The sequence below is a fragment of the Kitasatospora sp. NPDC059577 genome, assembly GCF_042735475.1.
Classification (GTDB): Bacteria; Actinomycetota; Actinomycetes; order Streptomycetales; family Streptomycetaceae; genus Kitasatospora.
Window position 1 is genome coordinate 102,453 of record NZ_JBHWBZ010000012.1, and the last position, 13,686, is coordinate 116,138.

Genomic DNA, 13,686 nt, shown 5'->3' on the forward strand with positions numbered 1-13,686 from the left:
TTCAGCTCCATACTCGCCGAGCCCACGATCCTCCCGTCCACGACGGCCGCGCCTCCTCTAACCCCTGCCCCTCGGGAAACGCGTACGTCCGCCCCTCGGCCGTGATCACGGAGTGGAACGAATAGATGCCCGGCCAGTCCTCATCAGAAGCAACACGAATTTCCGTCCGCCCCACCTATCGGCCTACCCCCCACTCCACCCCGTCAATTTCACCCCCACCCCACCCGTCCCGACGGGGCCCGGCTACTCGTCGTCCTCGTACTCCTCGTCGTCGTCCTCGTGCTCCTCGTCAACTCGACGATCCACGGCCGGGGAGTTCACGAGGATGTCGCCACCCAACTTGCGCACCTCGTCGATGATGCGGTTCTGCTCCTCGGCCGATCCGAACGGGTGCGAGGTGGTGGCCCGTGCCTCAGGAGCTTCCGCGAGGGCCATCAGCCGCTTCACGGCCTGCCGCGCGTCGTTCACGGCACGGCGCAGGGCTCGCCGCTCGGCCGCCAACTGGGCGTGGATGGACTTATCGGCGCTGGCCTTCTCCTTCTCCGAGTTCTGCTCGTCCTCGACCTCGCGAGCCTTCCCCGGGTCGGAGAGCACCACGATGCTCCACTGGCTGAGTGCTTCGGGGGCCACACCCCCCGCGTCCTTGCGGATCTTGTCCTCAGCCGTGAGGTCGACCGCCGGGACGGAGTACATCGTGGCCGTGTTGCGTCCGAGGAGCTGCGTGTCGGTGAAGGCGTTGAGGCACTCCCGCTCCGGGTCGAAGGCCTTGGCGGCGAAGGCCAGGGTCCACAACCCCTCCTCGGACTCCGTGAGCCCGGCGATGATCTGGTCCGCGTTGGCGCGGAACGGGACCGTCCGACCCACCGCCGACCCGACGTTGCGCGTGATGAGCTTGTCCGTTATGAGCGCGACCCCTCCGGCCACCGCGAGGGTCTGCCGCGCACTCTCGTTGCCGTTCAACGCGGGTTGGACGAGTTCGGCGAAGTCCGCCGTGGGAACCGGCTGCCAGTTCCCCATGACGCCCTTGGTGAGCACGCCGCCGTTCGCCCAGGCGTTCCGCGCTTGTTGGAGCGATCCCGCCTTGTACCCGCGCCAGGGCAGGTCGATGACCGGCCCGAGGAGTTCCGCGTACCCGGCCGTCCTCATCTTGCTGGTGCCCTTGATGTCCTTGGCGAACCGCTTGACCTGCTCGAAGATCTCGGGCCGGGTGAGGAAGTTCACCAGGTAGACGGCCCGCCAGAGTGCTGTGCCCGGAATGCGGTTGTTCTGGAACACGGCGGGTAGTTCCGCCGGCTTCCGGCGACCGATCGCGAGCCCGATGATCTCCTCCAGGAGATTGTGCTGCGGCAGCCCGGGAAGGCGGATGCGGCTGATCGCCCGGGTACCGACCTCGACGTTCTGCGCTGCCGCGTCCCAATGCCGGAACTCGACGTGGATCGAGGCGAGGATGGAGCGGATCGCGTCGTCGAAGACCTCCTCCGCGGAGAGCCCGGCCGAGCTGTGCCGGTGGACGCCGACCGTGACCTGGGCCGGCAGGACAAGGGTCTGGCCAAGGCGCACCGCGCGGTCCGTCGGCTGCGCCTCGTTCACTCCGCGCTGGAATTCGGCGAGGAAGCCGACGAGTGCCTCCTGCCGGCCGCGCGCCATGCGCTGGCTGAGCGCCTTCTCGCCGGCACCGCGCCGCTGGGGCTTCTCGGCGGTCAGCACCTTGAGAGCCGTCGCGGCGATGTCGTCGGCGTACGGTGCTTCCCCTTCGGTGAGCAGTGCCCAGGCACTGGTCAGACGCGTGATGCCGTCGCGCACGGCGAGGACGTCGATGTGTTCGCTGCCGTCGGCGAACTCGAGCCGGCACGGGTGCGCGATGACGGCACGGGTGATCCGCCGGGCCAGGATCGACCGGTCGTAGGGATTCGGATTGGCGTGTCGAGTCTGCTCGATGGTCTGCGTCAGGTGGTCCCGCAGATGGTCGCGGTCGCGGTAGCGGTAGACGACACGGGCATACGGACGTCCGCCCTCGTCCACATCGCCGTGGACCTCTGGATCGTTCACGGGCAGTGCTCCCTGGCTGGTCCGCGGCTGGTGCCCCGGGAACAGTTCGGTCAGCCATACCCTGGTGTGGAGCGAGCGGAGCGTTGCCCCCTCCACGTGTTCTTCGATCAATGCGGGCGCCTGCCCCTTGGAGGAGCGCAGTTGGGCTGACGCCGCGTCGGGGGAGACGACGGCACGAGCCACGACGTGCCACCCGTCCTCGTCCAGTGAAGCGCCCTCGGCTGCCAGACCCGCTCGAACCAGTGCGGAACGATCACCCGCGGTGGTGGGAGTCGGCAGGGTCCGCTCGAATCCTGAGACCATGAACTCCTCCCCCGCGAAGCGGAACGAGATGCTCTCGGGGTCGCTCGCCGGTGTCACGACACTGGATCCGTGGTCGCCATCTTCCTCGTCGATGACCTGTGATTCGCTGGCGTCAGACATGTTCTTCCTTTCAAGAGACTGTCAAAGTTGGTTGATTTCTCTCGATTGCTCCACTGGCTGGCCACTGCCTCGGCAGTTAGACTGGGGAACGCAGTCAGGGCTCGCGCCCCGTGCGCGTGCCAGGTCTGCTTTCACGGACCCCGGCCGACGGCCGGGGTCTCGTCATACCGCCGTCCTGTCCGATCCCTCGGTCAACTCCGTTCCGGAGCCGGGGCCTTCGGCAGGTACCGGCCGAACCAGCCCCACATCATCCGCTTCGCCTCCTGCCTGGCGATCGACTGGCACGCGGCGTGTGCCACCAGGTCCGCCATCTGGAGCCACTCCGAGGTGTCGGCCGGAGCCTGCGCGGCCGGCAGCGGGATCCACCGGGGGTTCACCAGCCGGTGGACCTCTTCGTAGAGCCCCTCGGTCCCGTCCCCGTCGACGATCAGCCCAGCAGGTTCACCGATCTCGGCCAGCCGCCGGTCCAGGCGACGGAGCAGTCCCTCGTAAGCCCGCCGCTTCGCCGTCCCCCAGTGCGAGGGCTCTTCGGCGTAGACCGTCACGATGTCGAGTGAGGGCCAGGAGCCGATCACGGAGAGGGCCTCCTGGGCCATGCGGTACCGCTCGATCTTGGGGGGATTCAACCCGCCCGGACGGCCACGCCCTCCGAGGAAGTCGGTCGCATGCAGCTCGAATCCGACCGGCACGCTGTGCTCGTGGTTCCACCGGTGGCGCATGTTCTGCCAGTCGGCTAAGACTTCAGGGGTCAGTACGGGGGAAGCGCCGATCGCGGTGTAGAGCGCGAGGCCGGTCTTGGGGATCCCGGAATCGTCGACGTACCACAAACGGTCGACCGACTGATGGGCGTTGATGGTGGTTCCCGGCCTTTCGCTCGAATCCGAACATGATCAGGACGATCTGCGGCTGCACCGCTTCGAACTGATCGACCAACCGGGCTGAGACACGGTCGGAGACACGGATTCGGGCGATACGTGCTGCGTCTCCCCACCACCAGGCTCCCCGGGCCCTGTCTCGACGGCCTGCTGAGACTCAACGAGTCTGTGAGGTCCGCCAGTCAGAGTTACCGGGTAGCGTTCGGCCGTCTGCCGAATGCCGGTCACTAGGTCGTGGAGGGCTCGTACACGCCCAGGCTAGATCCACTGCCTTCACGCGGTCAATTCAACTATTTATAGGAAGACTTGAGTCACATGGTCCACTTGGCCACGTGAACGACCGTGGCCTGTTAGCCCCGGAGTGAGGACGTGGCGGCGAACTCCAGGTCGGTCGCGCTGGCCGTGCGGCGCGCGGGGAGAGTACCCCGACGATCGGTTGGCGCGGGGCCGGCGAGCCTGAGTAGGCGTCGAAGGTGCTGCCGCCGACGATCGCGGTGACGGTCTCCGCGTAACCCGGCCCCTGTTCCTGCGCAGCTCCGCAGAACTCCAGGGGGCGGACGAGGCTGGCCGTCGCCGCGGTGCTGGCAGGGCACATCCGCAAGGCGTACCGGGATCCCGAGGCGCGCCGTGGCATGCGGACCAGGTGCGTGGGCCGCGAGTGGGCCGATCGCAACCACCCCCGGTGACTGAGCAAGTACGAGCCCGAAGACGCACGGAACGCCGCTGGCCGGGACGACCGGTGACCAGCGGCGTTCCGCGCGTCGGGGGAGCGGAGTACTATGCGAACTGGCCGTGCGCGTAGTCCCGCAGCCTGTCCCCAGCGACCGGGTCGATCGACTACCGCTCGATGTCCGACATGGTGAACTCGGCTCCTCCGTGCATGACTTCGGACCCGCGGTTGTCCTCGACGTGGCGGCCCGTGACACCCTTCACCAGCGGTGAGGTGGCCAGCAGGACGCTGGTGGCCACCCCCTGCGCGGGAGTCTTGTAGTAGTCGGGAGTCAGCAGGTGCCCCTCCTCGTCCATGGCGCCGACCGCCTGCATGGTGGCCCGGCTGAGGTAGCGCGTTAGGTTGGTGTGGATCCAGCCGCGCTCACAGGAGTTGGCGACGATGCCGTCCCCCGTCCAGAGGCGGCTGATCCCGACGGCGAGCAGGACGTCGGCCGTTTTCGACTACGCGTAGGCGGCCATGGGGTCGTACGGGCTGCGCTCGAACTGCGGGTCGTCGAAGTCGAAGCCGTACAGGCGCTGCGCCCCGGAACTGACGACTACGACGCGCGGCTCCTCGGCGGCCCGGAGGGTGTCGTGCAGTCCGTGGACCAGCGCGAAGTGGCCGAGGTAGTTGATCGCCAGCTGCACCTCCCAACCCTGCGCGCTGACCTGCCGCTCCGGTAGCGCCATCACGCCCGCGTTGGCGACGACTGCGGCGACGGGGCCGCTCCAGTCGTCGCAGAAGGCCCGGACGGATCGCAGGTCGGCGAGGTCAAGCGCGGCGGCCTCGGCGGTGGGGGACTCCCTGAGGATGGGCCCGGTGGCGGCCGGGTTCCCTGATTGCGACGACGACCTGAGCGCCGGCCCTGCAAGGGCGCCTACGGTCTCGGTCCCGATCCCCGAGGCCCCCGCCAGTCACGATCATGTGCTTGCCGGTCAGGTCGACCCCGGACAGGATCTCGGCCGCCGTGGCCCGGTCGTCCACCCGCTCGGAGAGCAGGGATGTCAGCGAGTCCTGCACGTCCAGCGGGCAGCGGGTGATTTCCTCGAACCTGAACGGCGGGCCTCGGCCATGCCGCGCAGCATCGGCGCGGGCACCAGCGAACGGGTGGAGGGGGCCCTCCGAGACGAGCAGGGCGTAGTTCCACGAGTACTTGATCTGGTCCTCGGTGGTCGCCGCGCCGCCCTGCACGGTCAGCCGGGACGTGCCGCTGACGGCTGCCGCGATCAGCTCCGACAGCAGGGACTTCGCGGTGCCCGGCTCACCGACCAGCAGCAGGCCGCGGTTGGTGGCCTGGGTCACCAGCGCGCGCTCGAACAGGGCCGGGGCGCCGACGAGCTTGCGGGCGATGCTGGCCGTCTCGTTGCCGACGATGAACCGGCGGGCTGCGCGCAGGCTCAGCTTCCAGCCCGACGGTGGTCGCGGTCCTCGCCGCGCAGTGCGGCCAGCTCCTCAGCCTACCGGGCCTCCTCCTCGGTGGTGGTCGTGGTCACGGTGGCCTTTCCCGGGTGGTTGTCAGTGAGGTGGCGAGGGGTCACAGTGTGGTCAGCTCGGTGAGGTCAGCGATCACCTCGGAGGCGGTCACCGGGTCGAGCTCGGCGAAGGTCGGGAAGGTGCGGTTGTGGGTCCAGTAGTCGCCCGGGCGCCTGTCGAGCCACACCGTTTCCACCCGCTGCTCGGGGTACGAGTCGAACATGCCGACTGCGATGCCCTCCTCCGGGGCGATCACCACGTAGAGGTCGGACCCGACCCGGCGGGACAGCCACCGCTCGACGCCGTTGTCCTGGGGCTCGCCGCGCCGCCAGCCGCGCCGCTCCATTCCGACCAGCTGGGTGGTGGGCAGCACCGGACCGTTCTCGAAGCGGGTGAGGCGGTGGCCGGCCCGCTCCTCGTCGGTCAGCGCGTACACCGGGCGGCCGAGCTGGCGGAACGGCTGCAGGATCTCGTAGTCGGCGAACAGCTCAGACCAGTCGGCGAGGCCGTCGCCGAGCAGGAGCGGGTGCGCCAGCCGGACGGAGGCCGTGGCCGGCAGCGCGAACGCCTCGTCCCGGACGTCCGCCAGGGTGCGGTCCTCGGCGACGTGGAACGCCGTCACCGTGCCGTCCGTCTCGGACAGCCACACCAGGCGGCGCACCAGGTGCCACAGCAGCGGATGCCCGACCAGGAGCTGGTCGAACTCCTGTGCCGTCCATGAGCGTTGGGTGATCATCGCCTCCTCCAGGCGGCGGATCTGGTCCCCCGCCACCGTGCGGACGTCCTTCTTCAACGCGGCGAAGCGCTTGCGCTCGGCGGGCGCCAGCTCGGCGTCGTCCCGCGTCCCCGGGGTCGGCAGGTCCTTGCGGCGGGTGCCGTCCGCGTCCAGCACGTACGGCTTGAGCTGCTCGTCGAAGCCGACCGTGAAGGTCCGGGTGCCGTAGTCGATGACGGTGGTCCCGTCGGCGTCCAGCCCGAAGTCCGGGATCAGGCGGTCGGACAGCTGCTCCCCGGTCAGGCCGAGACCGGCCGCTACCTCGGAGATCTTCTCCTGGGCCCGGGTCTTGAGGGCCTTGAACTTCACCCGCTGTGCGATGCCGTGCAGGTGCAGCAGGGCCACGTCGGTGCCGATGGCGGCCAGCACCTCCAGGCCGTCCACCGCCCGGTGGTGGGCCCCCTCGCCCGGCCAGGCGCGGAGCACCGGCGTCAGCCGGCGGACCGTCTCGTCGTCACCGAACCGGCCGAGCACGTGGAGCGCCCAGCCGTCCTGGGCGGGCATTCCGGCCAGTCGCCACTGCTCGAACACCGCCCAGCAGAACTCCGTCAACGACCGCGGCTCGCACAGCAGGGCCACCTCGTCGAGGCCCGGGTAGAACGCCCCGGGCGCGGACAGCGCGAGCATGGTGAGCACGTGCCGCACCGCCTCGGCGGGCAGGGCGCCCTCGCCGCCGCGCAGCAGCAGTTGCGGCAGCATCACCGGCTCCGTCCAGTCGCAGGGCGGGGGCAGCTTCGCCGGGAGCGCGGCCACCAGCGGGTCGGCCGACAGCAGTGCGGCCACGGCCTCCTCCGCCTTCGGCCCGTATTCGCCGGCTACCGCGTACACCGCCGCCGCGCCGTGCGCCTCGGCGATCACCCGCAGGGCCTGCTCGGCGCCGTGCCGGGCTGGCCCGGTCTTCCCGAGCGCGGCGGGCGCCAGCAGCCGGGCCGCATCCACGCCGTGCCGGGTGAACCAGGAACGCGCTGTGCTTCCGGCCGATTTGAGGCGCACCAGCCAGTCCGCCATGGTCTCGGCCACCCGGGCATCCAGGTACGGAAGCAGCAGGGGCGCGTGCGTGGCCGGGTCCCCCAGCGCTGCCGCCCGGATCGGTTCGACGGCGTCCGTCCCGAAGCGGGCGGCGACCCGGCGCAGGGTGTCCCCGGCGTTCCCGATGCGATCACCGGCGCGCCACTGCGCCAGCAGGGGCCGGGCCAACTCCTCGTCGCCGTAGGCGAACAGCGCGAGCTCGTTGTGCTGTTGGCCGTGCGACCGCGCGCCCTCGGGCTGCCCGGTCCTGGCCCGGATCGTGGCCGCGACCCGCTGCCAGTCGTCCTCCGACCAGCTCGTGTACCAGGGAAGGGAGTTCGCCGCCCACGCCTCGCGCTCACCCGGCAGCCACCGCATCCGCGGTTCCTGCGGCGCGCTGAGGCCGGTCAGCACGCGGGGCCGGCCGGCGGAGCGCGGCCGCGTCCACGGCGGGCTGGTGAACAGCTCCGGCAGCGAGTCGGGGCCGACCTCCGGCACCCGCTCGCCGAGGTCGGTGAGCGACTCGACCAGGGTGGCCTGCTCCGGCGTCAGCTCCGGCAGCAGGTCGAGTGCGGTCGCACGGTGGACGGCGACGTGGCCGGTGAGGAGCTGTCGGGCGAGCTGCCGCGCGGCCGGGTCGGTGGAGGCCGCCGCGGCCTCGGCGAGCAGGCGCAGAGCACGCCGGGGGAAGCGGCGGAGACCGGCCATGAGGGCGGCGCGGGTGGACTTGATGCCGTCCTGCTGGACCAGCAGCCCCCGGAAGCCCTCGTCGGAGGGGAGCTCGGCGAGCGCGTCCAGGATCCGCTTCTTTCCGTCCTTGTGGTGGTAGCTGGTGGTCAGGTCGTGCAGCATCACCGGTGCCGCGTCGCCGCCGAGGCCCTCTGCCACCGTCGCGATGATCTCGGTGGACCAACCGTCATAGCTCAGGCTCGGCAGCGGGGGGAGCTTCTCCAGCGGTTCCGCGGAGGAGAGCGAGCACAGCAGCATCGACCACTCGACGGCGGCCAGACGGGAGCCCGACGCGACGCCCTCCTCGACCCAGGCGGTCTCTGATGGCACCAGGTACGCCGCCACCACCAGGCGGGTCAGGCTGTGCCGGCAGCCCGCCAGGGCCTCGACCGCCGCGCGGTGGGTCTCCTCGTCGCAGTCCGCCAGCAGCGACCGGACCCGGTCCGCGGCGGGACGGTACCCGCCGTGCCTCTGGTTGGCCCCGCGTCGGACGCGGGGGTGGACGGACCTCTGGTGGATCCAGTCGGTTTCGATAGCCGTCGTGAACAGCTCGACAGTCGCCCTGGCCGCGAACGGCAGGCCGAACTCCTTCACCCAGGCATCCACGGCCAGGCTGATCTTGTTCTTGACCGGGTATGCGTACACGGCAGCGAGCACCGCCGCACCGAGCGGATCCCGGCTGCCGGACTGATGGGCGCGGGCGGCCGCGACCAGCTCCGGGTCACTGCGCTCCGAGGTGAGCGTCTGCTCCAGCCAGTCCCCCATCTGCCGCAGCCCGTCGCGGTACGAGCTCACCGGGTCCTTCCCCGGCGCGGACGGCTTCCGGGGAATGCCGCCCCGGCGCGGGATCAGGGCCCGACGCCAGGCGTCCGGCATGACGAAGACGTCCTCGTCCTCGGGACCGGCGGCCTCGGCCGTGGGCACGGACACGCCGGGCTGCGCCACGGGCGCCGGATCCGCCGCCGCATCCGGCTCCGTACCCGCGCCCGCACAGATCTCGCGGTAGCCCTTGCGCTCCTTCTCGGCGACCACCTTGGCGAAGTGTGCCTGCGCCTCCTCCACGGTCGGGAACGCCTTGACCTTCTCCCGCCCGTTCGTACCGGACCGCCCGTACCGCACGGTCACCGCGGCACCGTCGACCGCGGCCTCCCAGAACTTGTCCGAGCCGCTCTCGACGAACTCCCAGCGCCGCACAGCCCCGCCCCTCTCCTCGCACTGATGATCAGGAGACGAACGTTAGCGAGCCCCACCGACAAGTCCCCCGGCCGATCGCCCCCGCACTCACCTCCCGCCGAAGTCACCGTGCGCCGGCGCCTCGTGCCTCAGGGAGCCGGTGTACACGTCCTGGACGTATCGGCATTAGCGCCCGACGCCAGGTGTCCGGTAGCACGAACGGGCGTTGACGGGAGCGTGGTCGGACCAGCGCTCGGTGTGGGAGGCCGGACGACCGAGGTAGGCCTTGACGGAGGTGTCCGCGAGGTTCTGACTGGCCACCAGAAGGTCGATTGTCCTGCCGATAGACGCTTTCTTCTGTCGAACTACCAGTTTCTGCTGCCTAGTTGTTCAGATCGAACACTGCCGTGACCGGTGCGTGGTCGGACCACCGCTCGGCGTGGGTGGCGGCTCGTTCGACGTAGGCCTCGACGCACTTCTTGGCGAGGTTTCCAGTAGTGACGATTAGGTCGATGCGCCAGCCGGAGTCGTTGTCGAAGGCGCGGCCGCGGTAGGACCACCAGGAGTAGGGGCCGGTGCGGTCGGGGTGGAGGGCGCGGACGACGTCGACGTAGCCGGCCTCGTCGTAGACGCGGGAGAGCCAGGCGCGTTCCTCGGGGAGGAAGCCGGCGGACTTCTGGTTGGCCTTCCAGTTCTTGAGGTCCTCGGGGCGGTGGGCGATGTTCCAGTCGCCGCAGACCACGACCTCGCGGCCGTCGGCGGCGGCGCGGGTGCGCAGCGCGGTGAGGTGGACGAGGAATTCCGCCATGAAGCGTTCCTTTTCGTCCTGGCGCTCGGTGCCGACCTCGCCGGAGGGGAGGTAGAGACTGGCGACGGTCAATCCGGGAAGGTCGATTTCCACATACCTGCCCGAATTGTCGAATTCCTCCGACCCGAATCCGATCACGGTGCGCTGCGGCTCCTGCCGGGACAGGATGGCGACGCCGGCGCGGCCCTTGGTGGCGGACGGTGCCCAGACCGCGTGCCAGCCGTCCAGGTCGCGCAGTTCGACGGGCAGCTGCTCGGGCTCGGAGCGCACCTCCTGGAGGCAGATCACGTCCGCCTCGGTGCCGGCCAGCCACTCGACGAGGCCCTTCTTGGCCGCCGCCCGGATTCCGTTCACGTTCACACTCGTCACCACGATCACCCGGGCAGCCTACCGACTGGCCGTATCCGACCCGAATCGTGACGCGCGGCAGGGTCGGGTCCGACGGAATGCGGCAGCGACTGACAGGAGCTGTCGTGAACGCGGCATGAATATGTGCGACAGTCGCACCGGGCCGCGTCATTGGTCTTGACCATCTCCGGACGGAGCACCTAGGGTCGCTTACTGCAAGGACCTTTAATAAAGAAGGACGGATAAAGCCCGCTCTCCCACCTGCCGCAACAGCGGACAGCGGGCCCGGCATCCGCCCTCCTTGTCTCAGGGCGGACGGAACAACAGGTGGAGGACGCGGTGGGGACGACAGGACAGCTTTCTGCGGTGCCGGAGCCGAAGTACTGGCACCTGCGCACCGTGCTGCTGCGGGCCATCGACTCGGAGTTCTCCACCGGTCAGGTCCTTCCCAACGAGCGCGACCTCTCCGCCCGCTTCGGCGTGGCACGGGCGACGCTGCGCCAGGCGCTCGACCAGCTGGAGCTGGAGGGCCGGCTGGTCCGCCGCCGGGGCATCGGCACCCTGATCGCCGCCCCGCGGGTCGGCGTCCCGGTCAACCGGCAGGAGGAGGGCTGGCCCGGCACCGCCCGCAGCCAGTCGTGGCGGACGATCGACTGCACCACCGCCCCCGCCACCGCGCAGCTGGCCAAGGGCCTCGGGATCGCCGAGGGCGCCACCGTGCACACCGTCCGCCGGGTCCGCATGGTGGAGGGGCGGGCGATGGCGACCGAGTCGCTGCACGTCCCGGCCGCCGCCCTGCCGCACCTGCCCGGCTTCCGCGCCGAGAGCGACCGCGCCCGTTCGGTGCTGCGCCAGCTGGAGCGGCTGGAGGTCGACGGCGAGTCGCGCTCGGTCGAGCTGGGCGTCGCCGAGGCCGCCGAGGCCGCCCTCCTGGAGCGCCCGCCGGGCTCCCCGGTGCTGGTCCTGACCACCCAGTACGCCGCGGGTGGCCGCCTCGCCGCCCTGGCCGTCGCCACCTACCGGGCGGACACCTGCAAGCTGACCTTCGGCGAGACCGGGCTGGTCGAGGTCACCCCGGTCGCCGGGACGACCGAGGTCCGCTCCGCCTCCTGAGGCAGCGCGTTCCGAGGGAGCACGCCCCTGAGGGGCCCGCGCCCTGAGGGGCCACGTCCTGAGAGGGCGTGTCCTGATGTGCGGCCTCCCGACGCACCACCCCTGAACCACTTTCCGGAAACCCTCAGGTCGAGGCCCGGGCGCCAACCGGCGTCCGGGCCTTTGCCGTTGGGCCCTCGGCGGTCGGGGCCACCGCGGTCGGGGCTGCTGTCCTCGGGCCCCGGCAGGGCGGTGGCGAGGGAGGCGGCGGGGGAGGCGGAAGAGCCGGCCAGGGACGCCCGCGCCCCCGCCCCCCGCCGTCCCCCGTCGGGGTCAGGCCCGGGGCGGGTCCACCGCGAAGAGCTGCTCCTCGACGTGGTCCAGGGCGACGCGCAGGGCGCCCATCGCCACGACCTCCGAGCCGAGGGCCGCCAGCGCGACCTCGGGGGCGCGCAACGTGAACTGGGAGAGGCGTTCGCGAAGGGGGTCGAGGACGCCGTCGAGGCCGGCCGCCCAGCCGCCGATGACCACGAGCTGCGGGTCGATGGCGAGGACGAGCGCGGCGACGCCCTGGACGAGGCGGGTCAGGAAGCGGTCCATGGCGACCTTCGCGACCTCGTCGCCCTCCCGGGCCAGCCGCAGGACGCGGGCGACGGCGGCCTCGTCCAGCGGGTTGAGCGGCTTGCCGGTGGTGGACAGCAGGCGCTCGGGGGTGACCTCCTGGCCGAGCAGGTGCAGGGCGCCGATCTCGCCGGCCGCGCCGCCGTAGCCGCGGTGCAGTTTGCCGTTGATGAGGGAGCCGGCGCCCGGGCTGAGTCCGGCCATCACGAAGACGACGTCGTCGGCGCCGAGCGCCGAGCCCTGCCAGTGTTCGGCGATGGCGGCGAGGTTGGCGTCGTTCTCGATCATGACCGGGCAGCGGAAGGAGCGCCGCAGCCGGGCGCCGAGGTCGAGGCCGGTCCAGCCGGGCATCGCGGTGCCGAGCCGGATGGTGCCCTCGCGGTCGACGATGCCGGGGGTGCCGATGCCGACGGCCCAGAGGTTGTCGCGGGAGATGCCCGCCTTGCGCAGCACCTCGGCGACGGCGGTCCGGACGGCGGTGAGCCGGTCCTCGGCCTCCAGGGTCTCGTCGACCGGTTTGAAGTGACTGCCCACCACGTCGCCGGTGAGGTCGGCGAGGATGACGCGGATGTCGTGCACGCCGATCTCGATGCCGAGGATGTGCCCGGCCTCGGCGCGGAAGCGGAACCAGCGGGCCGGGCGGCCGCGGCGGCCGGTGCCCGGCTGGCCGTCCTCCTTCGGCTGTTCGACCTCGGCGACCAGTCCGGTCTCGACCAGACCCTCGATCACGCCCTCGACCGTCGGGCGGGAGAGCCCGGTCTCGCCGACGAGCTGAGTGAGGGTCACGGAGTGGCCGTTCCGCAGCGCCCGGAGCGTGACCGCCGCGTTGATCCGCCGCAGCAGCGAGGAGTCTCCTCCGGTGAGCCGATCCGCCAATGCGATGCCCTTCGCCGTTCGCGCGACTGCCCTGGCGCGCGGTGTCGAGTGCGCGGTGCCCACCGAGTGGCCCGCGGGGGTGCGTCCCCGGAACGCGGCACGGCGGCAGGGGGCCGCCTGCGCGAGGGCCGGAGGACAAGCGGAGCCTACCCGGGGACCGGCCCGGGCGGCGAGAATCCTTGCAGCTCACCCATGCTTCGGTATCGAAATGGTACGGATCGGGTGGCGGTGCGTGACCCGGACTTCACCGCTCGGCCACGAGCGGCCCGCGCCCGGGCCGTCGGGACCGCACGGACCAGCGGGAACGCGTCGACAGCAGTGAGCCGAGGCTGCGCCGGGAGCCGGCCGACAGGGCGCTGAGCACGGAACAGACCGAGCCGGCCGAGCCGACGGAGAGCAGGCTGCCGACCGAGAGCACCGAGCCGGCCGAGCCGATCGACAGCACCGATCCGACCGATCCGACGGAGAGGACGGACCCGACGGAGCCGATCGACAGCACCGAGGCGATCGAGCCGATGGACCGGAGGGAGCCGATCGAGCCGCGGGCGGACCGGGCGGACCGGGCGGACCGGGGGGACCGGGCGAGACGTGCGGGAGCGGTCATGGTCCTTGATCGTAGCTGCGGTGCCCCGACGGCCGCGGTGCCCGGGCGGCTGTCCTGCCGCGCCCCCGCCCTCCGGCCCGCCGAGCCCCTCCCGCGGTCTCGGCCCCCCGTGGCCGCCGC

At 71.2% G+C, this 13,686-nt stretch carries 10 protein-coding genes and 2 pseudogenes; 2 read left to right on the forward strand and 10 right to left on the reverse strand.

All coding sequences use genetic code 11. The annotated features are described in order from the left end of the window. Positions 1-243 precede the first annotated feature (243 nt). Positions 244-2,472, reverse strand: a complete 2,229-nt coding sequence (locus tag ACFV0O_RS13285; protein WP_380340490.1) for a hypothetical protein — start codon at positions 2,470-2,472, stop codon at positions 244-246. Positions 2,473-2,663: 191 nt separating this feature from the next. After that, the gene (locus ACFV0O_RS13290) at positions 2,664-3,299 is read right to left on the reverse strand and encodes a hypothetical protein (RefSeq protein WP_380340493.1); all 636 of its coding nucleotides are present in this window, start codon (positions 3,297-3,299) and stop codon (positions 2,664-2,666) included. A gap of 611 nt (positions 3,300-3,910) precedes the next feature. Here ACFV0O_RS13290 and ACFV0O_RS13295 point away from each other — a divergent pair. Continuing rightward, positions 3,911-4,033: pseudogene (locus ACFV0O_RS13295) on the forward strand (formate dehydrogenase); the annotation flags it as partial. Between the two features lie 151 nt (positions 4,034-4,184). Here the strand turns inward: ACFV0O_RS13295 and ACFV0O_RS13300 are convergent. The 6 genes and pseudogenes from ACFV0O_RS13300 to ACFV0O_RS13325 all read right to left on the reverse strand — a co-directional run bounded on the left by ACFV0O_RS13300 (position 4,185) and on the right by ACFV0O_RS13325 (position 10,403). Continuing rightward, positions 4,185-4,391 (reverse strand): hypothetical protein, encoded by a 207-nt coding sequence (locus ACFV0O_RS13300; protein ID WP_380340496.1) that lies wholly within the window; start codon positions 4,389-4,391, stop codon positions 4,185-4,187. 129 nt (positions 4,392-4,520) lie between these two features. After that, on the reverse strand, positions 4,521-4,973 hold the full coding sequence (locus tag ACFV0O_RS13305) for an SDR family NAD(P)-dependent oxidoreductase (protein ID WP_380340598.1): 453 nt from the start codon (positions 4,971-4,973) through the stop codon (positions 4,521-4,523). Between the two features lie 127 nt (positions 4,974-5,100). After that, positions 5,101-5,361 (reverse strand): annotated as a pseudogene (locus ACFV0O_RS13310) (AAA family ATPase); the annotation flags it as partial. 232 nt (positions 5,362-5,593) lie between these two features. Beyond that, positions 5,594-9,238 (reverse strand): DUF4132 domain-containing protein, encoded by a 3,645-nt coding sequence (locus tag ACFV0O_RS13315; RefSeq protein ID WP_380340498.1) that lies wholly within the window; start codon positions 9,236-9,238, stop codon positions 5,594-5,596. A 165-nt stretch (positions 9,239-9,403) separates the two neighbouring features. Beyond that, positions 9,404-9,538 carry a hypothetical protein gene (locus ACFV0O_RS13320; RefSeq protein WP_380340501.1) on the reverse strand — a complete coding sequence of 45 codons (135 nt, stop codon included), beginning with the start codon at positions 9,536-9,538 and terminating at the stop codon, positions 9,404-9,406. Between the two features lie 61 nt (positions 9,539-9,599). Then, positions 9,600-10,403 carry an exodeoxyribonuclease III gene (locus ACFV0O_RS13325; protein WP_380340504.1) on the reverse strand — a complete coding sequence of 268 codons (804 nt, stop codon included), beginning with the start codon at positions 10,401-10,403 and terminating at the stop codon, positions 9,600-9,602. Between the two features lie 309 nt (positions 10,404-10,712). Between ACFV0O_RS13325 and ACFV0O_RS13330 the strand changes: the two genes are divergently transcribed. Then, positions 10,713-11,486: a GntR family transcriptional regulator gene (locus ACFV0O_RS13330; protein WP_360262999.1), complete on the forward strand. Its 774-nt coding sequence runs from the start codon at positions 10,713-10,715 to the stop codon at positions 11,484-11,486. 312 nt (positions 11,487-11,798) lie between these two features. On the opposite strand, the gene ACFV0O_RS13335 is transcribed toward ACFV0O_RS13330, so the two are convergent. Next, positions 11,799-12,962 (reverse strand): ROK family protein, encoded by a 1,164-nt coding sequence (locus ACFV0O_RS13335; RefSeq protein WP_360262997.1) that lies wholly within the window; start codon positions 12,960-12,962, stop codon positions 11,799-11,801. A gap of 244 nt (positions 12,963-13,206) precedes the next feature. Continuing rightward, entirely contained in the window at positions 13,207-13,566 is a 360-nt protein-coding gene (locus tag ACFV0O_RS13340; RefSeq protein ID WP_380340508.1) for a hypothetical protein, read from the reverse strand. Between the last annotated feature and the right edge of the window lie 120 nt (positions 13,567-13,686).

Bases quoted from the DNA above. Each gene is read 5' to 3' on its own strand.
- ACFV0O_RS13285 (WP_380340490.1), bottom strand. From the start codon at position 2,472: ATGTCTGACGCCAGCGAATCACAGGTCATCGACGAGGAAGATGGCGAC.
- ACFV0O_RS13300 (WP_380340496.1), bottom strand. From the start codon at position 4,391: ATGCAGGCGGTCGGCGCCATGGACGAGGAGGGGCACCTGCTGACTCCC.
- ACFV0O_RS13340 (WP_380340508.1), bottom strand. From the start codon at position 13,566: ATGACCGCTCCCGCACGTCTCGCCCGGTCCCCCCGGTCCGCCCGGTCC.